This is a genomic window from Desulfomonile tiedjei (assembly GCA_016212925.1).
Classification (GTDB): Bacteria; Desulfobacterota; Desulfomonilia; order Desulfomonilales; family Desulfomonilaceae; genus JACRDF01.
The window spans coordinates 225684-246428 of record JACRDF010000010.1; the positions used below are offsets into that span (position 1 = coordinate 225684).

22 protein-coding genes are annotated in these 20745 nt (G+C 54.5%); 9 read left to right on the top strand and 13 right to left on the bottom strand.

Going from position 1 to position 20745, the window contains the following annotated elements:
- The first annotated feature begins 20 nt into the window (after positions 1-20).
- The 4 genes from HY913_05135 (at position 21) to HY913_05150 (ending at position 3877) form a co-directional block, all read left to right on the top strand.
- On the top strand, positions 21-644 hold the full coding sequence (locus HY913_05135) for a LysE family translocator (protein MBI4962642.1): 624 nt from the start codon (positions 21-23) through the stop codon (positions 642-644).
- A 256-nt stretch (positions 645-900) separates the two neighbouring features.
- Positions 901-1542 carry a GNAT family N-acetyltransferase gene (locus HY913_05140; GenBank protein ID MBI4962643.1) on the top strand — a complete coding sequence of 214 codons (642 nt, stop codon included), beginning with the start codon at positions 901-903 and terminating at the stop codon, positions 1540-1542.
- 191 nt (positions 1543-1733) lie between these two features.
- A complete protein-coding gene (locus tag HY913_05145; GenBank protein ID MBI4962644.1) occupies positions 1734-3083 on the top strand; it encodes a pyruvate carboxylase subunit B in 1350 nt (449 codons plus the stop codon).
- A gap of 323 nt (positions 3084-3406) precedes the next feature.
- Complete coding sequence (locus HY913_05150) at positions 3407-3877, top strand: PaaI family thioesterase (protein MBI4962645.1); 471 nt, start codon at positions 3407-3409, stop codon at positions 3875-3877.
- Positions 3878-3967: 90 nt separating this feature from the next.
- Here HY913_05150 and HY913_05155 read toward each other — a convergent pair whose 3' ends face one another.
- The 3 genes from HY913_05155 to sulP form a co-directional block, all read right to left on the bottom strand.
- A complete protein-coding gene (locus tag HY913_05155; GenBank protein ID MBI4962646.1) occupies positions 3968-4576 on the bottom strand; it encodes a hypothetical protein in 609 nt (202 codons plus the stop codon).
- Positions 4577-4703: 127 nt separating this feature from the next.
- Positions 4704-5558, bottom strand: coding sequence for an amidohydrolase (locus tag HY913_05160; GenBank protein ID MBI4962647.1), 855 nt, complete (start codon positions 5556-5558; stop codon positions 4704-4706).
- Positions 5559-5812: 254 nt separating this feature from the next.
- Positions 5813-7705: a sulfate permease gene (gene sulP / locus HY913_05165; protein ID MBI4962648.1), complete on the bottom strand. Its 1893-nt coding sequence runs from the start codon at positions 7703-7705 to the stop codon at positions 5813-5815.
- Positions 7706-8162: 457 nt separating this feature from the next.
- Between sulP and dnaJ the strand changes: the two genes are divergently transcribed.
- The 5 genes from dnaJ to HY913_05190 all read left to right on the top strand — a co-directional run bounded on the left by dnaJ (position 8163) and on the right by HY913_05190 (position 12668).
- Positions 8163-9323 (top strand): molecular chaperone DnaJ, encoded by a 1161-nt coding sequence (gene dnaJ, locus HY913_05170; protein ID MBI4962649.1) that lies wholly within the window; start codon positions 8163-8165, stop codon positions 9321-9323.
- Between the two features lie 26 nt (positions 9324-9349).
- Positions 9350-9661: a hypothetical protein gene (locus HY913_05175; protein MBI4962650.1), complete on the top strand. Its 312-nt coding sequence runs from the start codon at positions 9350-9352 to the stop codon at positions 9659-9661.
- A 30-nt stretch (positions 9662-9691) separates the two neighbouring features.
- Positions 9692-11329 (top strand): tetratricopeptide repeat protein, encoded by a 1638-nt coding sequence (locus HY913_05180; GenBank protein ID MBI4962651.1) that lies wholly within the window; start codon positions 9692-9694, stop codon positions 11327-11329.
- Entirely contained in the window at positions 11326-12111 is a 786-nt protein-coding gene (locus HY913_05185) for an HAD-IIA family hydrolase (protein ID MBI4962652.1), read from the top strand. The genes HY913_05180 and HY913_05185 overlap by 4 nt, the downstream gene beginning before the upstream one ends.
- 221 nt (positions 12112-12332) lie before the next feature.
- Complete coding sequence (locus HY913_05190) at positions 12333-12668, top strand: ferredoxin:thioredoxin reductase (GenBank protein MBI4962653.1); 336 nt, start codon at positions 12333-12335, stop codon at positions 12666-12668.
- A 63-nt stretch (positions 12669-12731) separates the two neighbouring features.
- On the opposite strand, the gene HY913_05195 is transcribed toward HY913_05190, so the two are convergent.
- From HY913_05195 to HY913_05240, 10 genes are all read right to left on the bottom strand, one after another.
- A complete protein-coding gene (locus HY913_05195) occupies positions 12732-13460 on the bottom strand; it encodes a superoxide dismutase (GenBank protein MBI4962654.1) in 729 nt (242 codons plus the stop codon).
- A 495-nt stretch (positions 13461-13955) separates the two neighbouring features.
- Positions 13956-14681 (bottom strand): methyltransferase domain-containing protein, encoded by a 726-nt coding sequence (locus HY913_05200; protein ID MBI4962655.1) that lies wholly within the window; start codon positions 14679-14681, stop codon positions 13956-13958.
- Between the two features lie 191 nt (positions 14682-14872).
- The gene (locus HY913_05205; GenBank protein ID MBI4962656.1) at positions 14873-15196 is read right to left on the bottom strand and encodes a helix-turn-helix domain-containing protein; all 324 of its coding nucleotides are present in this window, start codon (positions 15194-15196) and stop codon (positions 14873-14875) included.
- Entirely contained in the window at positions 15193-15948 is a 756-nt protein-coding gene (gene sfsA / locus HY913_05210; GenBank protein ID MBI4962657.1) for a DNA/RNA nuclease SfsA, read from the bottom strand. The genes HY913_05205 and sfsA overlap by 4 nt, the downstream gene beginning before the upstream one ends.
- A 219-nt stretch (positions 15949-16167) precedes the next feature.
- Entirely contained in the window at positions 16168-16899 is a 732-nt protein-coding gene (gene rnc / locus HY913_05215; GenBank protein ID MBI4962658.1) for a ribonuclease III, read from the bottom strand.
- A complete protein-coding gene (gene surE, locus HY913_05220; protein MBI4962659.1) occupies positions 16878-17651 on the bottom strand; it encodes a 5'/3'-nucleotidase SurE in 774 nt (257 codons plus the stop codon). The genes rnc and surE overlap by 22 nt, the downstream gene beginning before the upstream one ends.
- Positions 17648-18835, bottom strand: a complete 1188-nt coding sequence (locus HY913_05225; GenBank protein ID MBI4962660.1) for a pyridoxal phosphate-dependent aminotransferase — start codon at positions 18833-18835, stop codon at positions 17648-17650. Before HY913_05225 ends, surE begins: the two co-directional genes overlap by 4 nt.
- Before the next feature lie 309 nt (positions 18836-19144).
- Positions 19145-19642 (bottom strand): pantetheine-phosphate adenylyltransferase, encoded by a 498-nt coding sequence (gene coaD / locus HY913_05230; protein ID MBI4962661.1) that lies wholly within the window; start codon positions 19640-19642, stop codon positions 19145-19147.
- A 37-nt stretch (positions 19643-19679) separates the two neighbouring features.
- Positions 19680-20231 (bottom strand): 16S rRNA (guanine(966)-N(2))-methyltransferase RsmD, encoded by a 552-nt coding sequence (gene rsmD, locus HY913_05235; protein ID MBI4962662.1) that lies wholly within the window; start codon positions 20229-20231, stop codon positions 19680-19682.
- 58 nt (positions 20232-20289) lie between these two features.
- Positions 20290-20571 (bottom strand): hypothetical protein, encoded by a 282-nt coding sequence (locus HY913_05240; GenBank protein MBI4962663.1) that lies wholly within the window; start codon positions 20569-20571, stop codon positions 20290-20292.
- Positions 20572-20745: the final 174 nt, after the last annotated feature.

Consider the following 20745-nt stretch of genomic DNA (forward strand, 5'->3'; position numbering starts at 1 on the left):
AGCCTTCCTTTTGGTGATTCATGACATTTCAGACATGGATAGCTTTCGCTGTTGCCGCGGGGATTGTTCTGGTTATCCCGGGCCCGACGATCATCGCTGTGATAAGCCATTCTCTGGCACATGGGCGCAGAGCGGTGGTTCCGCTTGTCGTTGGCGTCACCGTCGGGGATTTTACAGCCATGACGCTTTCTCTTGCAGGGCTTGGCGCTGTTATGGCCGCGTCCGCCACACTTTTTTCCATACTGAAGATACTGGGCGCTCTATACCTGATGTACCTCGGGGTTAAGCTCTGGCGAGCGAACCCTGATATAGAAGCGCCTAGTCGCGAAGTTCAGACAGCTTCCGGCAGATCCCTGCTTACCAATTTGTTTGTCATCACCGCGCTGAACCCGAAGAGCATAGCTTTCTTCATCGCGTTTTTGCCTCAATTTGTGGTCCCTTCGGCAGAAGCTCTGCCACAGCTGCTGCTGTTGGGTGGGACGTTTCTCGTTCTTGCGGCATTGAATGCCACCCTCTATGCGCTCTTTGCCGGCCATCTCCGGGAGAAGGTGAGAAGCTCGAAAACACGACGCTGGTTCAATCGCTGCGGTGGAACTGCACTGATCGGCGCAAGTTTGGTTACAGCAGCCATGCGGCGATCTTGATCAAACGAGGAAATTGCGGGGAGGACCTTTTTGTAAAAAGGTTCCTCCCCGCACCCCTCTCCAAAAACTTTTATATTCTGCTCACTTGGTGGCTTCCGCTGATAGCGGAAACTACCAAGTGGGCAATATGGAGTTTTCTCGAAGAGGGCACGCTGGAAACCTTTTTACACAAAAAGTTTCCCCCGAAAAACTCCTGTTTGAAAACAGACTCGTATCATTCCTCAAAGATCGTCACAGAACGGAAAGGACCAGTGCCATGGACGCGAACATCCGGCCCGCGCGAACCGACGATTCGGCCTTTCTCGCGTGGGTCATATTGACTTCAGGACGAGCGCATGTGAAGCGGGGAATATGGGAAGTCGTTCTTGATGAGCCCGAAGAGAAATGCCTCGGGTTTCTGCAACTTGTGTCTGGTACAGAAATCCCTCATCAGTTTCATTATTCGCGCTATATGGTGGCTGAAGTGGAAGGCCGCCCGGCAGCAGGCCTGGGTGGGTACGACCCCGCTGTCTTGGGTTTCCCGGCTCTTCAAAGAGCGGTGGCCGAGGTCTTCAGCAAACTTGGAGTGCCCCCACCACCAGCGGCAACAAGTAAAGAGTCGCAGAGGATCTTGGAATGCATTCCTGACGACATTGAAGGAGCATGGATTATCGACAGTGTGGCAACAGTCCCGGAGTTTCGGCGGCAGGGCATGGTCAGCCGGCTGCTCGAGAAGATGCTCGATGAAGGGCGCCGCCAAGGTTACAGGCTTTCCCAGATCAACATATATATTGGCAATACACCCGCGCAGCGCGCCTACGAAAAGCACGGATTCAAAGTCCTTGACGAAAAACGCGACCCCTATTTTGAAGCCCGAATAGGATGCCCGGGTATGGCTCGCCTTTCGCGAGATTTGTGACGTGCGATCTTGGTGAATTCCATCCCCGCCAATTGGGTTCACATTCAAAAAGAACCGGCGGCCCGCAAATCCCGGTATCCTCAACGGGCGCCGGTGTGCTATATTAACATGTTGATTTTCCCGCCGCATGGAACGGCTTTGGCAAGCCGGACTACCAGGGCCGAAAGGCACCATAGTACTTGGAGGATTCAATGAACTCAGAGACCGCGAAGCAGAAAGTGAAAATATTCGATATTACGTTGAGAGATGGGTCCCAGAGCAAGGTGGCCACTCGTATCAAGCTCGAGGACTTGCTCAAGGTTGCCCGAAAGCTTGCGGATACCGGGATTTACGGAGCAGAAACCTGGGGCGGCGCGACCTTCGACGTGTGCGTCCGATATCTTAAGGAAGACCCCTGGGAAAGGGCACGAATCCTAAAAGATGCAATGCCCAAAGTGAAAAACATGATGCTTATCCGCGGGCAAAACCTGGTCGCTTATTCCAACTTCTCCGACGATGTAGTCGCGAAGTTTGTGCAAGCCTCAGCGCGAAACGGTATAGACATTTTCCGCATCTTCGACGCTCTTGACGACGTGAGAAACCACGAAATGGTAATAAAGGCGGTCAAAGAGGTCGGCAAAATTGCGGAAGGCGCTGTGTGCTTTACCATCAGCCCTGTTCACACAATCGAGAAGTTCGTGTCCAAGGCGAGGCAGTTGGAAGACAAAGGCGTAGACCAGATAGCCATCAAAGACATGGCCGGCCTGATAGACCCCCAAACCACTTTTGCTCTGGTTAGCGCGCTCAAAAAGGCGGTTAATGTTCCTATACATCTCCATACTCACGACAATTGCGGTTTGGGCATGATGTCCGCTTTGAAAGCAGTAGAAGCGGGATGCGACATGATAGATTCCGTGTTGAGCCCGTTCTCGGGCGGGACAGGGCATCCGTGTACGGAATCATTGGTTTATTCGCTGCACCGCTTCGGATACGACACCGGTTGCGACCTGGCAAAGTTGACTAAGGCCGCCGAGGAAGCCAAGCTGATGAGGTCGTACTACAGCGAGTTCGAGGCCCCGTACAGCGGAGTGGACTGCAAGATGCTGGTAACGCAGATACCCGGCGGCGTTATGTCGAATCTTACCAGTCAACTCAGGCAACAGAATGCTCTGGACAGACTGAATGAAATAATTGATGAGATACCGAGAGTCCGGGAAGATCTCGGCTGGATCCCCCTGGTAACACCGACTTCTCAAATCGTAGTCTCACAGGCCACTTTCAATGTAGTCCTAGGCCGATACAAGATAATTGCGAACCATACTGCGAACCTGCTCAAGGGTTTGTACGGCGAAACCCCAGCTCCGGTGAACAAGGAGCTTCAGGAACGGGTCCTCAAAGGAGAGAAGCCTACTACGGTTCGACCGGCGGAGTTGCTGCCCCCAATGTGGCCTGAATTGGAAAAGAAATTCCCCGGCCTCACCGAGGAAGAGACCCTCATCCACGCGATCTTTCCCCATGAGGCAGAGGCCTACTTCGCGGAGAACAAGAAGGCAGCAAGCTGAAAAGGCTACAAGTGATTGCAGAACTTTGAAAGCATTTGACGGTATGCCGGGGATACCGCGTAACGCGGGACCCCCGGCACCCCTTTCAAAAACTCCCAATTATTTCGGAAACTTTGGGTAGCCCACTTTGAGGAAAGGTCCTCGCTGCATTTTCCTCATGTAATACCAATGCGCGTTCGAAGAAGTGACATTAGCAATGGCTGGCAGGGACGCCGGCCGCTACCATAATTTGGTGGCGGTCCCGCGGGACGCGGGATGCCTGCCATGTTCACCTGTACGGAAGCGCATTCCTATGATTTGAACAATCTTCACGGAGTATCACCATGCCTGAGACGGTTCCGCTACAGCATCGCTTACACCCGTCCGCACCTATACGGCACTGCTACGGATGCGGCGCAGACAATCCGAATGGACTGGGACTGAAGAGCTTTCTCGAAGGGGATGAAGCAATCGCCCGGTGGCGTGGGCAGAAGCACCATTGCTCTTATCCGGGATTTCTCAATGGCGGGATAGCCTGCACCCTAATCGATTGCCATTCCGCCTGGACCGCGGTTGCGCTCGAATGCCGGAATCACGGTACTGACCTGGGCCAAAACGCAGACCTCCCTACAGGATGGACCAGGGCCATGAGCATCGAATTCCTCAAGCCTGTTCCCCTCGACGCGGAGATTGTTCTGAGAGCCGGAATGGTGAAACAAGGGCGCACCAGTCGTACCGTAGCATGCTCTATTTACGCGAATGGCGAGGAATGCGTTAAAGGAGAAGTCACTATCGTCATGACGGGGGCCAAGTAATCGCCGACAGGTCTTGGCGAGAGTTCCGGAGGAATTCTTCCTCAAAAGAAAGAACTCCTCCGGACCTCTCCGGTGAAATCGCCTCCGCGGCTATCGCGCGGAAGACGGTACCTGAGAAAAGCTGAGGGTTGAGCCTGATGCTCTCACCGCTTCGTCTCTCGACGCAAATGGTCCCTGCACCTTGTTCCAACCATAGTTGGGCATCTCGCTCGTTACAGCGATTTGGCCGTCTCTATTTTGCCAGACAAAGTACTGATGCGCCTTAACCTCTCCCAAGGTCTGCGGGAAAGTGGTCCTTAGCGGAAACTCGGTGCCTGATCCCATTGCTCTGATCGCTTCATCCCGCGATGCGAACGGCCCTTGAGCACGAGACCAGCCATAGGCCGGTTTGTCGCTCGTAACAACTGTTTGTCCGTCTCTATCTCTTATGACGTAAAAGTTCCTTTCCAGATTCTTGGACATGGTCTGCGGGAAGACGGGGCTTGCCGCGATTTCCGTGCCCTTGCCTGCGGCTCTGGTAGCCTCATCTGGTGTCGCGAAGGGTCCTTGTACTACGGACCAACCGTAGCCCGGCGATTCGCTTGTTACCGCGACTCTGCCGTCTCTGTCTCGGATTACGAAGTATTCGTCAGCCGATGCGGCCGTGGCACCTATCCCAATCAGGGCAACCATCGCAATAATTGCATAGAACGTCCTCATCTTGCTGTACTCCTTTCAGCAATTTTTCAGTATTTTAATCATGAATCCTTCGACGGGCAAATTGCGGTCGATTTGGTCAGGCCTCCCCAAGGAATCTCCGGCGAGCATCTCATGTAGTATGCGGACTTCACTCCACTGAAGGCCTTTTCCTCAGTAGTTTCATGAAGTTTTCTCCCAGGATGGCCTTACGCAGGTCGCCGTCAATTCCCGCCTTGTCCAACTCCTTGGCGTATCTCTTAAGGGGCAACAAAGGATAGTCGCTTCCGAAAAGGATCTTGTCCGGCCCCATAATGCGGCTTACAACATCGAAGACCTTGCAATCATATAGGAATGGAGAAGCCGCTGTATCGAGGTAGGTGCGTGACAATATCGACCCCACTTCGGGCATGAGCGCATAAACAAAGACTCCGCCGCCGAAGTGGGCCAGGATGAAATCCACGTCCGGATTGGCTTTTATGATGCGCAGCAGCCCGCGAAAATCCACAGGGATTTTTCCCGGATAGTCGTGCCCGACAGGCTCGTTCACGTGAATGATTACAGGAACTTTATGCTGCTCCGCCAAGTCCAGACTAGGGCTGAGGGCCTCGAAATCGGCCAGACTCCAGCCTCCGTGGTACATGGCCAATTCGCCGAGTCCGGCAAATCCCGCGGCCAAGGTCCTGACCGCCTCGCGGTACGCCTCGTCGCCTCCGGAAGTTGAAAGGACAGCGAACGGAATAATTCTGTCGGGATATTTCTGGTGAAACTCCCAGACCTCATCGTTGTTCCGGCTTACCAAGTCGTGGTTCTCCCAGGGGAACCCGAACACCACGGCCTTATCTATTCCTGACGAGTCGAGATACCCCACTATCTGGTCTTCGGAAACGATCCTGGCCTTATTGGAGCAGTAGAGCGCAGCAAAGGCGCGATCGTGCTGACAGTAAGGGGTGCGGTCCTCTCGGACTTTGCCTGGCAACAAATGAACATGTGAATCGATGATCATATCTCTCATTCCAAACAGTAACTTTGTCGGCTGCCGTTACCCGACGCCGGTACGGCGCCGCGGTGCGCCATCGGGCCTCGAAAACCGGGTGAAACGCTTGATGAACTCTATCACAATCTTCGAGAATTCACAGAAATGTTCCGGGAGGCCGGGGAACCCGCGCCTGGGGTGCGAGTTTGGCAGCGCCTATGGGTAGGTTAGATGGGACTGCCCCACACATGTCCTTTGCCATCAGGAGAAGCAGATTGTAGCCCTTATCCAACTTTGCAGTTTAGCTTCTCGAGACACTCCAGGATGCCGTCGAGCTGGCGACAGACATCGTCGAGCATTTCCCGGTCGCTGCCGGTTTCCAACTCGCACCTCTGAAGCACCAAGTCCTGCACGCATCTGATCATGTCGGGGACGATGTCGCATCCTAGCCGCTGGGCCGCCCCTTCTTCGGAGAGGTAAGCTGCCACTGCAAAGAGGGTGCGAGGATGGATATTCTTGTTCCCGATCTTCCCGGAGATCCTGGCGCGGGCCAAGAGCACGCGCGCGGACCGCTGAAGCCTTGCCAGCCTCAAGCGCACACCCAAATCCTGCAATTCCGAGTGCAATTCGTCGAGCATTTCGGCGCCGGCAAGATCCAGGTCGCTGGTCATTTCCAGATCCAGTATCACCGTTTCGATCGGGGTATTCGCATCCCACATCAGGGCCATAATTTGATCCCGGATCGACTCGGCATTGGCATAGAATATACCTTCTTCGACCCGGACTATGAGAAGGCCTGGGATGATGAGGTTTGCCGGATTGTCGCGCACGTTGGTGAACTGCGGCTGTCCGGGGACCTTGCCGAGCACGCTGATGCGGGATTCGGAGGCTCGGGCTATGACTAGCAGCAGGGACAGGAGCGCACCGATGATAACTCCGTCCAGTACCCCTAGGACCAGCACGCCGCCCAGGGCACCGATCGCGGTCCAGAACTCCGCGGGCCGCAGCCGGAAGAGTCGGCGCAAGGCCGCCGCCTTAAACAGGCCTCGTACGGCTACCAACACCACCGCAGCCAAGATCGGTTCGGGCAAATTGGTGAACAAGCCGGTGAGGAACAAGACCACGAAGACGAGTGCCAAGCCGCCTATTCCGTTGGCCAGTTGGGTTTTCGCTCCGCATTCGTCATTCAGCGCGCTCCGTGAGAAACTTCCTGCTACCGGATAACCCTGAGTCAATCCTGCGCCCAAGCTTGCAAAGCCCAGAGCCAGCAGCTCCTGGTTGGCATCAACCCGATAATTATGTTGCCGCGCGAACATTCGCGCCATACTCATTCCTTCGAGATAAGCCAATAAGAAGGCCCCAACGGCTGTTCGCAGCACGTCTCCGAAGACCGGGAGGGAAATGGGCGGCCAGGCCATCAGCGGAAACCCGCTGGGGATTTCGCCCACCACACGCACGCCTCGAGCACCAAGGTCGGTAACGCTCATCAATCCGATTGACCCAAGCACAACAATCAGTGCCCAGGGCAACCTCGGAAAGGCGCGTTCACCCGCGAGCAGAATGACTATTGCCGCAATTCCCAGTCCCAATGCCCACTCATTGGTGTCTCCTATACGGTGCGCTAGGTCTAGCATTCGATCCAGAAAGTGGCCATGCGACCCGGTAACACCAAAGAGCTTACTGAACTGAGTAGCGGCGATGTACACCGCGGCCCCTGTCGAGAAGCCCACCAGGACCGACTCAGAAACGAAATTGACCAGAAAGCCCAACCGGACCCCGTAAGAAACAAGGGCTATGATTCCGACGAGCACCGCTGTGGTAGCGGCCAATGCAGCGTAATAATCCGGAGAAGAGATCGCGAGAGTTCCCAGCCCCGAAGCGACGAGAACAGACACGGCTGACGTTGGACCAACCGCGAGCTGGCGCGACGTCCCAAACAGCATGTAAACAACCGGGGCCGCGATGGCCGCGTACAAACCTGCTTTTGCAGGCAGACCTGCCAACTCCGCATAGGCTATTGCCTCTGGAATGGTAAAGGCCGCCAAGGTCAATCCGGCCGTGATATCTGGCCGTAACGACCCCCTCTGATAGGCCGGCAACCATTGGAAGATGGGAAAGATACGAGAAAGGCGCGTCACAACGGGAACCTTCTGATGCTTGGTTACTTTGGCGCGCATATCAGATTGAACTCCGTTAGCAGTTAGCCGTTAAGAGGGGCGGCTGCACCTCTCGATGCGAATGCACTTACAACTTGTATAATAGCCATTATTGTAAGGGATGGTGCACAAAAAAAGGAAACCCGGCGGCGATTTCATCATCGCAGGGTTTTTCGCCGGGGTTCAAGATTTGGGATTAAGTTGGTAGGTGAAACGATAGTAGATATCTTGATAGATTCTGTCAAGATAAATTGTTGCTCGACCCGAAGATTCGCCGACCTCACTGCCGGGCCATGCCCCAGCCTGCACGGTCGGCCCCGCGAGCTTGACAATGCCCTGATAGTAATTAATTATTCAGGAGCAAAGCATACGGACGCGCCAGGAAAATCACCGAAAATGAGAGCAATTTCTTACATTCATATTCACAGATCTCAATTCCTGTGCTCAGCGAGCCCTTTGCCGGATAGGAGGCTTGCTGATGGCGGATAAGGACTTGTATGCTGTGCTCGGCGTCCGCAAGGACGCGACCACGGACGAAATCAAGAAGGCGTATCGGAAGCTGGCCAGGAAGTACCATCCCGATGTTAATCCTGGCAACAAGGAAGCCGAAGAGCAGTTCAAGAATATCTCCGAGGCCCATGAAGCGCTTTCCGACCCTGAAAAGCGTAAAATTTACGATGAGTTCGGGTACGAAGGTCTCCGTGCCGGGTTTGATCCCGAACAAGCCCGGCAGTATCGCGAATGGCAGCAGGCAGGCGGCTTTGGCCAACGCGGAGGCGGGTTCGCCTATGGCGGTGGCAAAGGCTTTGATCAGGAATCCTTCCGTTATTCAGGGTTCGAGGACGTGTTCAGCGACCTCTTTGGCGCTGGAGCTGCCGGCTCCGCGGCACGAGGTCCTGCCAGAGGTCGGGACATTGAATCCAGCCTGGAAGTGGATTTCATCACCGCGATCAAGGGAGCAACCACTCGCATTACGCTCCAAAAGAATCAGGCCTGTTCAAGGTGTGGAGGAACCGGCCAAATAAGCTCCGGAACCGATTCTGTCTGCCAAACCTGCAAAGGCACGGGGCGAACGCGTGTGGCACAGGGACCTTTCAACTTCAGCCAGACTTGCCCGGATTGCAACGGAACCGGCCGCTCTGGAGAGATTTGTCCCGAATGTCATGGCACAGGCGCGGTGCCGGCTTCGGAAACCATAGACGTGAACATTCCGGCGGGAGTGAATGACGGCTCGCGCATCAGGCTTGCCGGAAAGGGAGAGCCCGGTCCGGCCGGCGGCCCCTCCGGGGACCTGTACATTATCACCCATGTCAGGCCCCATCCGATTTTCAAACGCGAGGGAGACTCGCTGTTGCTGGACCTTCCGGTCAAGGTGGGCGAAGCAATGAACGGCGCCGAGGTCACGGTACCTACTCCGGGCGGGCCGGTGCAATTGAAGATCCCGCGAGGGACCAGGTCCGGGCAGCGTCTCAGGTTAAAGGGGAAAGGGGTGCCCAATCTTAAGACGAAAGTACCGGGAGACATGTACGTTACCGTGCGGGTTCAGGTCCCAACCTCCCGGAATCCCGAGGCGGACAAAGCGGCCGCAGAGCTGGATCGCTTCTATGAGGGCGATCTTCGGTCAGATATCAGGCTATAGTTGGATGAAACGGTCAGGAAGTGGTTATGGCGGACGAGTACTATTACCGGAAGCAAATCATTGAGATATTCGATCTGGAGGAGGGCTTTCTCGCCGAATTGGAGAGAGAGGAGTTGGTCCGCTCCGTAGAAGTCGAGACCAGCAGCGAGAGGGTGTTTCCTGTGGATCAGGTGGAGCGTCTGCGCATAATATCGAACCTGGTGAGAGACCTGGAGGTCAACCTTCCGGGGGTGGAGGTCATCCTGTCCATGAGAGAAAACATGATACTGATGCAGCGGCAATTTGACAAAATTATTGAAACTCTGGTCGTCGAGTTGAAAGGTCGTATCGACCGATGATACTCCTCCGAACGCAATTGTGAAGGCGTAATGATGGGCGTAACCGCTCTCTGTCTGTTCAGCTTCTTCCTGCTCGTATTGCCGTCCACTGCCGTGTCCCAACCCGACGTCGCTTCCCTCCTCCAGCAGTCCCATGCTGAAAAGGACCCTGCCAAGCGAATCGCTCTCTTGGATGAAGCTCTCAAGGAACCATCCATCAGCCCTAAGATGCTGGCCGCACTCTTTTTCGCCAGAGGCATGGCTTACAAAGATCTGAAAGACTGTACCCACGCGGTGGAAGATTTCAAGTCCGCACTGGGCCACGCGCCCAAGACTCTGCACATGCTTCTGGAAAAAGCGGAGTGCCTGATCACCCTCGGTCAGATAGAAGAGGCTTCGCGTGTCTTGGAGGCGGCGCTGGTGACCGGACCCGGAATGGGGCGCGCCTATGTTCTTAAAGGAATGATCTACGAAAAGGAAGGGGCTCTCGCCAAGGCCGAGGATGAATACACTCGCGCGTTGAATTACGAGCCGAACTCGGCGCTCGCTCTCGAAATGAGGGCTAAGGCGCTGCTTAAGGGAGGCAAACCGCGAAAGGCGCTGGAAGACACCAATGCGCTGGTTCGTCTCAAACCAAAGGAGCCGGAAGCGCTTCTGATCCGCGCCCGGATTCACGTGAAATTGGAGGAATATGCCTCAGCTCTGGCAGATTACACCCAGGTGGAAGCCCTTCTGCCTCGCGATGACGGAGTACGCAAGGAGAAAGTGCTGGTTTATTTTAAGGCCGGGCACCCGCAAAAGGCCCTTGACAGCCTTGCAAATCTCTCTGCCCATCGGCCGAATGATGCAGATACTCTGATCCTTCGCGCCAGGGCTCACATATTGCTAAAAAATTACGCCAACGCTCAGCAAATTCTAAAGGCGGCGCTTACCGGAGAGCCGCTGAATCCGGCCGCGCATCTTTATACCGGGGTCACGATGGCACGGACTCAGGATACGGATGGCGCTCTAGCGAGCCTCAATCGCGCAATAGAGCTGGATCCGGGCCTTGCCGAGGCGTACAAAGAGAGAGCCCGAATGTTTTTGGAATTGAACGAAACTGCGCGCGCGGCGGCGGATCTGACCACCGCTGCTGATCTGGACCCATCGGATGACGAAGTGTTCCCGCTCCGAGGCTTAACGCTGATGGGAAGGCTGCTTTACGATGCAGCTATTGATGATTTTACGCGCGCGCTGGGAAACCTGCCGGGGGAACCACGAATTCTGTACGATAGGGCTGTGGCTTATCTTTCCAAGGATGAGCCCAAATTGGCGCTTGAGGACCTCAATGCGCTGCTCAAGGCTAGCCCCAATGCCGCCAGAGCGCTCGGGTTGAGGGGTGTTAGCTTTTTCCTTTTGGGAAATCCTTCCCAGGCTGGGGAGGATTTCGACAGGGCCGTGACAGTCGGTCCCAATGACCCGCTGATATGGAACAATCGAGGGTTTTTTCACTACAAAATGGGGAACTATAAGGCCGCTCTGAAGGATTTTGAAACAGCGCTCAAATTGGATCCGGAGTATGCGAATGCAAGGTACAACCTGAAACTGACAACTGAGAAACAAGGAACGTTGTCCCCGACAGGACCGGATTCACCCGGCAGCGACGAGGTCGTGCGGTCCGGAGAAAGGGCCGCGTCGGAACCTCGATGAAGTGTAAATATCAGGCCATTCTTGCCGATCTGGACGGTACTGTGAACAGAGGGCGGACCCTTATTCCCGGCGCGGACGAAGCATACAAAATCCTCTCCGGAATGGGCATTCGCTGGATGTTCCTTTCCAACAATGCGACCTCGATGGCGTCCGACCTGGCGTTGAAGATCACTAATCTGGGATTGCCCGTCCAGCCCGAACAGGTGGTGACGTCTGCATCCGCGTTGATTTACGTTCTTTCGCAAGGTCGTCGCGACGCGCGAATCATGGTCGTGGGCGAACCCCGCCTGATTGCGGGAATCGTGGAAGCAGGGATAACCGTTGTGGAAGAGCCGTCAGAAGTTGACATAGTCGTTGTGGCCCGTGACTCGGGCTTCAATTTTGAAAAACTCAGGAAAGCACACATCGCATTGCAAAACGGGGCTCGGTTATGGGCCACCAACATGGATGTGACTTTTCCGGTCACGGGCGGCCTTGAGCCGGGCGCGGGAGCCATTGTTGCCGCAGTGGCCGCGGTAGCGGGGCGGCCTCCGGACCGCGTGTTCGGGAAGCCTTCTGCGGACATTGCGGAACTGGCCCTAAAGCGGCTGGATCTTCCCAAGTCCGCGTGCCTGTTGGTGGGAGATCGTATGGAAACGGACATCCTCTTTGCCAAAAACGCGGGAATTGCCTCTGCACTGGTGCTGACCGGGGTCACCTCAAGAGGCGACTTGCAGAAGTACTCATTTTCCCCTGACTATGTGCTTGACAGCATTGCGGATGTGGTGACGCTCTTTAATTGATCGAGGTCGTTTTGGGCGTTTGGGACAGCGCTTCGATAAAGGATGCCGTTGGCAATCGGAATGTGGCGGGCGCGGCCCGCCCTACGCGTGTGCGAGGCGCCTCCTGCAGGACGGGCCGCGCCCGCCATTCTTCGAGAAATGTGCCTCAGTGCACCCACCTCGGAATTATTTTGCGCGAACGAAAGCATCTGCAAGAACCTAGTAAGGGAGGCTTTCAGAATATGACGGAAACTGAGAAACTCTACGAAATGCTGCGGAAAGTGCAGGAACCCAAGGGGTACTATTTCAACAAGGACAAGGAAAAGGTATTCGAACTCCTTGACGGGCTTTTGATAAACAAACAACGGTACGGTTACATGTGCTGTCCCTGCAGGCTCGCTTCAAACAGCCGCGAGAACGACAAAGATATCATCTGCCCGTGCGTGTATAGAACCCCGGATGTGGCAGAATACGGAAGCTGCTACTGCAATCTCTACGTCTCGCAGGAATGGAACGACGAAAAGGTACCCCACGCCTACGTTCCCGAACGCCGCCCGCCCGAGAAATTCGTTTTTTGAAGAGAAGATTCTGGGGAGGAACCTTTTTACAAAAAGGTTCTCCCCGCATTTCCTCGCCTCCGGCTACTTGGGGGCGCAGAATTTGTTGAAGCGGTCTTCGACTTTTTTCCAGTTGATGATTTTTGCGAAGTTATCGACGTATTCAGGCCGTCGGTTCTGGTATTTCAGGTAATAAGCGTGTTCCCAGACATCGCACACCATGAGCGGCATAGCGCCCCAGCTCGTGAGGTCCTGGTGTTTTTCCGACTGCATGATTATGAGTCGTTGGCTGAAGGGCTCCCAGGCGAGGATTCCCCAGCCTGATGCTTCCACCGCTTTGGACGCGGCGGCAAATTGTTTCCAGAAGGTGTCGAACGAACCGAAATCCCTGTTAATCATCTCGGCAAGCTTGCCTGTGGGAGTTCCCCCGGCTTTGGGACCGATGGTGTCGAAGTAAAGCCAGTGCAGGACCACCCCGGAACCATTAAACGCAAGGTCACGGCTCAATGCCTTGATAGCTTCGAAATTGCCAGTTTCTCTCGCCTTGGCCAGTTTATCGATGGTCGCGTTGAGCCCGTCAACATAGGCCGCGAAATGTTTGTCGTGGTGGATGGTTACGGTCTCTTTGTCGATCACGGGTTCCAGGGCCTCCGGAGGGTAGGGCAGCGGCGGCAATTTGTGGGCAAAGACTTGGGATGCCTCCTTTCCGGTTGCAGCCAGCGCGGGCGAACCGATCAGGCTGGAAATAACTCCGATTGTGGCAGCCACTCCCGCGCCTGCAATCACTTCACGTCTGCTAAATTCATTCCCCATGTAGTCCTCTCTTTCTTTGTAGTAAATGTTCCTAATGCATTAAGGATTTATGCCCAATTGACGGCTGACACTAATGATCTGGTGATACCAAATCCACATTGCATACAAAGATCTCCCCCTCCTGTTATTTTATGTGAATATTGGCGGCTGGAGTCAACCCGTTTGGTTGGCTAGGCCGCATTCAGACGAGAAGATGTGGTAGCTGCCGGATCGTATAGTGTTTCAACCGTGACGGCTGGCCATTTTCCTTCCCTTCTTACCAAGAAAAGGACATATCCTGAGGTAGGATTGCCAACGCCGCGGCCCCTGAACGAGTCATCTCGTTTCCAGTAGGCAGGGTTGCAAGCAATTCAAGATTGACGAGAACTTGCCTTTGGAGTTCGCCGAGGCACTCCGCTCGGCGAACATGATGCCATCAGGATTTTGGAAGAAGAGAGGGGCGGCGAGTGCTATGCGATGGCCGGAGCCGATTCGGGATGGGAACTGCCCATTTGCTCACTGTGCCTTCTGCAAGACATAGATGACCCATGGCGCTATGCTTGTTTCATTCACCCATTCATATGGCTCATTCTCTTTCGCTAAGGGTTGGAACGTCTTCACCGCTTCTAGTCCCGCCATCTGGTACACTTCTTGGTACGCTTCGTCTTTCCACAAGATATCTTCCACCGGCCGTTGATCCCCAACGTCAGTCATCACAATTTTGACTTTGTCCCCACTTTGTGCATAGAGGTTCTGTGGGAAGTCCTTAGTTGTAAAAGACGCCCACTCATGGGTATAAATCTGCGGTGAAGAGACAAGGTTCACTATTCGCCCCTTCGTCGTCAATAATCTCCCCATTTCTTTGCAGCATTTCACCTTTTGGTCCATGGTGGGAATGTTGTCAAACGTGAATACAGACAGAATCAGATCGCAGGCCTTGTCTTGGAATTGGCTCAAGTCACCGTCCGCAACGAGACAGTACTTCCCTTGATCATCCAGCTCGCGCGCCTTTTTTAGCATGTCCTCAGCTATATCTACACCAATCGTTTCAAATCCTAATTTCCCCAGAAACCTCGTTGAGCGCCCCGTGCCGCACCCGAAATCCATGGCCTTTCTTCCTGAAACGTGTTCCATGATGATTTCCGGTAGATCTCGGTACGCCAAATAGTACGTCCCAGGAAACTCCAGCTCGGCATAGGCTTTCGCACGTTGGGGATCTTCGTACACATTGACAAAGCCCATGATCATCTTCCTTTCTGCAGACGGTGCTTGGTTGCTACGCCCAACCTATGTTTATCCGGCTTCCAGATAACACCACTTGCAGGTTTCCTTCCAGACAACGGATTCCGGTGACACCAGATTCAATTCCGCGTCCGGGCGATGTCGTAACAGCCTAAGGCTGAGTGGAATTCGCAACGCTCGGCATGGGTTCACTATTGCTGAGGAGCTTGACCTTCGTGCCTTTGCTTCTTCACCACTTCCCACACTGCCTCCGGATGAGCCTCAGCTACCTTTAGTAGGACTTTAGCGGGGCCTTTTGGTGTCCTGCGGCCTTGTTCCCAATTTTCAAGGGTCCTTCGGCTTATCCCGAGCAGTTCGGCGAACTCGTTCTGAGAGACCCCCAACTTGGATCGAACGGCTTTTACGTCAGTTTTCTTTTCAACGACAAAGACTCGGGAGGGCTCCGTGTGGCCACGGCGTATAGCCATGCCTTCGCGGACACTTTCCACTAGTTCGTCGAACAGTTCCTTTTTCATTCTTCCTCCAGTGAACGGGGAAGAGATCGGTTAAGGGCGATCCCATCGAGGTCCATGCTAACATCATAGGCCAATATCTCCACACCATTTCGCACCGCGGTTCGGAGCTCTTTTCCATATGCAGGATCGATGTGGTCCGCGGGGCTGAAGGCCTTGGCGTCCATGCGCTGAATCAGGAAGAATATGACGGCTCGGTTGCCCTCTCTCACCTGTTGCTGGAGTTCGACGAGATGCTTGAGGCCTCGGGCTGTGACCGCGTCGGGGAAATAAGCCACTTCATCCGTAACCAGCGTGCAGTTCTTCACTTCGATGAAGCATCTTTGCCCGGATGCTTTTTCGAGCATCAGGTCGAGGCGTGAATTCAAGCCGCATTTGACCTCGCGGTACAGTTTTTCGTATCCGGATAACTCGGGGATTTGACCGGTGATGATGGAATGCGCAACCAGCTTGTTAGGCACGGAAGTATTTACCCCCACCAGCGAAGAGGGCATTTCTATCATCTCCCACGTGTACCGTAGCCGCCGGTTCGGATTGTCGCTTCGCGAGATCCAGACAGTTCTTCCCGGTTCAGAGCATCCTTTCATGCTTCCCGAATTGGGGCAATGTGCCGTCACTACGCGGCCGTTTCGCAGTTTGACATCAGCCATGAAGCGTTTGTAGCGCTGTATCAGGGTGCCGCGGATGAGACGGGGCCAAGCCAGGCCGTGTGCCTGAAGCGAAGGCGATGGTGGGAGGATTGTTTGGCTTCTCATGAAAAGGTCAATGCAGTAGCGGCTTGTTCCACTGGATTCCCGCTTGCGCGGGAATGACGGAAATGCCATCCACCGCTCCAGGAGGCTCTATGCCTTTTCCGCTGGACAGCTTCCGCCAGCAGCGGAAGCTGTCCAGCGGAAAAGAATATGGAAGTTTTTGGAGAGGGGCGCGGGGAGGGACCTTTTTACAAAAAGGTCTTCCCCGCAAATCTTTTGTCCCTATCCCGCGCTTTCCTCCATGCTTTCCAGCGCGTGTCGGGCGGCGTTTTGCGCGGCTTCTCTTTTGTTTCTGCCGGTGCCGAGCCCGGCCACCTGCTCTCCGAGGTAGACCGCGACAGAGAAGGTCTTACAGTGCTCTTCTCCCCACTGGTCCACCACCTCGTACGTCGGGGTAACGCCCAGTTCAGCCTGTGCCTTTTCCTGGAGCATGCTTTTGCAGTCCTCGATTCCGTCCCTGGTTGAGCATCTTTCGATCAAGGGATAAAAGTGCTTCTCGATCATCTTTTTGACGTCCGCGTATCCGCTGTCGAGGTAGACCGCGGCCACAAGCGCTTCGAGGGTGTCGGCGAGGATGGAATCGCGATTTCTGCAGCCGGATATTTCGTCACCTCGCCCCATTCTGATGTATGCGGACAGGTCCAACTGCCTCATCAATTGCGCAAGGGCCGCTCGATTTACGAGGCTCGCACGCTTTTTTTGCAGTTCGCCTTCCTCGTCTTCGGGGAACTCCTGGTAGAGAATATCCGCCACTACGAGACCCAGGACAGCGTCTCCGAGGAATTCCAGGCGCTCATTATGCTCTACACAGGTTTCTCTGTTTTCATGCCAGAAGCTCCGGCGAGTCAGAGCGTTGAGCAAATGAGATGGGTTCTTGAAGGAATGGCCGATAATGGTCTCGATTTCAGTCAACCGGTCCTTGTCGTTAACGATCAAAGATTCTTCAGTGAGCATGCCAAGTCTTCCGTATGGGAGTGAGCTGTAAGATCGTAAAAGAGGGGCGTCACGGAAACGTACCCGTCGGTCACGGCGGTAACATCTATTCTATCGCCGGTTTCTTGTGCGGTGGGTTCGCCTGACAGCCAATAATAGTGGTTTCCTCGGGGATCTTCGCGCTGTTCGAACCTTTCTCGGAACCGAGCCAATCCCTGACGAGTCAGCTTGTAACCGCGAACCTGTTCGGGAGGCAGCGCGGGAACGTTTACATTCAGTGCCACCCCTGGGGGCAGCCCATTCTTCAAGACCCATCGAGCCAAGACCGCTACGTGGGGAAGCACCCAGTGAAACGGGGGGTCCTTCTTCTTGGCCACTGAAACAGCCAAGGACGGAACGCCAAGAATCGCAGCTTCTGTCGCTGCCGATACGGTCCCGGAATAAAGCACGTTGATGCCGAGATTCGCGCCGTTGTTTATCCCGGAAATAACCAGGTCAGGGGTGCGGGGCAGAAGTGAGTACAGAGCCAGTTTGACCGAATCCGCTGGTGTGCCGCCGATGCCGTACCCGTAGAAGGCCCCGTTCTTGGTTATTTCGTGAACCTTTATAGGATCGTATAGGGTTATAGAGTGCCCAACCGCGCTTTGTTCCGATTCGGGGGCAACAATCCACACCTGACCCAGTGCATCGGCGGCCATTCTCAGATGTCTCAGGCCTTCGGCGTGGATGCCGTCGTCGTTTGTGAGCAGAATCAAGGGCTGATGTTCGGTCATGCCAACTCTTCGCAGGCAGTACGAATTCTGTCCATGCCCTTCAAAATTACTTCGTCACTGGTCGCGAACGACAGGCGAATATGATCCTTCGATCCGAACGAACCGCCGGGAACACACGCGACGTGATGGCGTTCGAGCAGATACCTGGCCACGTCATCGGAGTCCGCCATATTGTTACGCCCGAAGAGCTTCGCGGTGTTAACGAATGCGTAAAAAGCACCATCAGGCTTGACAACCGAAAGCGAGCCTATCTCATTGATTTTGGCCACCATCAGGTTTCTGCGTTTTTCAAAGATAGCTCGCATCCTTTCCACATCATCCTGAGGCCCGGTCAGGGCTTCCACCGCGGCAGCCTGAGCGGTGTTGTTCGGATTGGAAGTTGATTGGCTCTGGATGTCGGTCGCGGCCTTGACGACCTCCGCGTTTTTGCAAGCGAGATAGCCTATCCTAAGCCCGGTCATCGCATACGTCTTTGAAACACCGTTTACCAGAATCGTCCTGTCTATCATGCCGGGAAACGAGGCGAACGGCGCGAATTTTTGGGCGTCGTACAGGAGCTTGTCGTAAATGTCGTCGGAAATGACCAAAAGGTCGTGTTTTTCCGCCAGAGTGGCCAATTGTCTCATGGTTTCTTCAGGGTACAGCACTCCGGTGGGGTTGGACGGAGAATTGATAAGAATCGCCTTTGTTGCCGATGTTATGAGCGATTCCACACGCGCGGGATCAGGTATGAACCGATTCCCTTCGCTGGTCGGGACTATTACCGGAGTTCCGCCCGACAAGGAGACCATTTCAGGATATGAAACCCAGTACGGAGCCAGGATCAACACCTCGTCTCCGGGGCCGACTATGGCCTGAAAGATGTTATAGAGACTGTGTTTGGCCCCGCAGGAGACAACGATTTCTCCCGGCTTGTAGCCAAGCCCATAATCCTCGGCCAGCCTGTGAACTACGGCCTTCCTGAGATCCATTGTGCCTGGTACCGGAGTATAAAACGTCTCGCCCCGATCCAGAGACCTTTTCGCGGCCTCCCGAATATGCGGTGGGGTCGGAAAATCCGGTTCACCCGCGCCAAAGCCAACTACGTCCACGCCTTGAGCCTTGAGTTCGTTGGCCTTTGCCGTAATGGCCAGCGTAGCCGAGGGCTGCAATTGACGCGCTCTTTCGGAAAGAGTTTTCTTCATGTTTTCTCCTGCGCACCGGTGCGGAGTCCCACAAACAACATGCACAATGATGGCCTCTTCCTTAGCGAGTCAGATCGCCAGAAGGTGTGAAGCTGTTTGATAGACATGACACTTAAAGCGGCTTCAAGACTTATTAGAGTGAAAGAAACATAGGAGTTGCCCGCACCACACCATTGTCGCCGTGGCCGGCAATGGTGCAAAATAATGGGAGTTTTTGGGGAGGGGTCCGGGGAGGCCCTTTTTGCAAAAAGGGCCTCCCCGGAAACTCTTCAAGAAACTCGCAGGTTTTGAAGCCATTCCTAGCCATCCTCAGTGGTTGCGGATATTGGGGAACCTCTTTCTCAAGACCTCGAGCACATAATCTGGCACCAGACCTTGTGGCAATCCACCCGCATGAACCGTGGCCTTGATTATCCTCGAACTCACATAAAGGTAACGATGGGCCGTCATGAGGAAGAAGGTTTCAATGTCACGGTTGAGTTTGCGGTTCATAAGTGCCAACTGAAACTCGTATTCGAAATCGGATACAGCCCTCAATCCTCGAACGATGGCGCAGGCCTTCTTGGCCTTCGCGTATCGTACGAGCAGTCCTTCGAAAGAATCAATCTCTATCCGTGGATCGCCGTCGATGCTGTGTTTGATCATATCCAGGCGTTCGTCGATGGTGAAAATGGTCTCCTTTTCCGGGTTGAGGCCCAAAGCGACTATGACCTTGTCAAAGGCGCAGAGGGACCGCCGGATGATCTCCAGGTGTCCGTTGTGAAACGGGTCGAATGTTCCGGGATACACGGCAATTTTTTCACTCATGCACGTTTTCCGTCCGTTTGGAATGACCTTGCGTTGCTCACGCTCGGTGGAGGATTTCCACTATGGTATCACCGTATTTTCTTTCAAAACCTTTATGGAAGTCCTCCGGAATTCGCGGCTCCGGATAAAGAGCCGATCTCTCCAGGACCAGTAATGCCTCTGGTTCCAAGAGATCTAACAAGGCGGGAGTTGAGACCACCTTTTCGATCCAGTCAGTGTCGTACGGAGGGTCCAGAAACACAATTCCGAATTTCCGCCCCTGACCGGCCAGCTTTGTTATTGCTTGGGACGCGGTCAAGGTAAGAATCACCACCTGGTCTCGAACTTGGAGAGCGTCGGCTGTAGCCGACAGCGCTTTTGTTACCAGCCGATCCTTGTCCACAAGGACCACCGCATCTGCTCCACGGCTGAGGGCCTCGAATCCAAAAGCGCCCGTGCCCGCGAACAGGTCCAGCACGTGGGAGCCCTGCAAAGCCGTGCCCAAGGCGCTGAAAAGGGCCTCCCGAACTCGATCCGTGGTTGGGCGCACGCCTTTGTTTCGAGGAGACGGTAACCGAAGTCCCTTGAATCGACCGGCTATTATTCTCATCTCCCAAACCCATTTATATACCCCTTTTCCGGGGTTTGTTCAAGAGCCGTGCCTAGTTTTATTGATAATCGGCCCCATCACCGTATGGCTCTTCCTTCGACCCTCCGGTCAGTTCGGCAAGCCTCTTCTCTTGCTCCAAGATCGACTTCTCCAGGAGGTCAATCCGTTTCTTAAACCAGAAAAACGCGGACCCCACAAGCAGCACGAACAAAAGGCATGCAACGAAGACGTTGTCTATTTGCTGCGCGAAAAAAGCCGACAACAACGGTCCGATCAACACGTAAGGAAAGAAAAGGTTCTTCAGTTCATCGAGTTGGGTACTCGGAGAAGCGTCAATCATGATCAGTTTTTCCTTGTGCAATTATGAATGGCATACTCAATGAGGTCGTCTCCATATTCATACACCGGGTGGAATCGTGCGGCCTGGACGGCGATTAACCATTCTGGGCGGCCCGGACGCTACTATCTGACGCGGTACCCCGGCTGTCAAGGAACGTAGGCCGTTAAAGAGCGA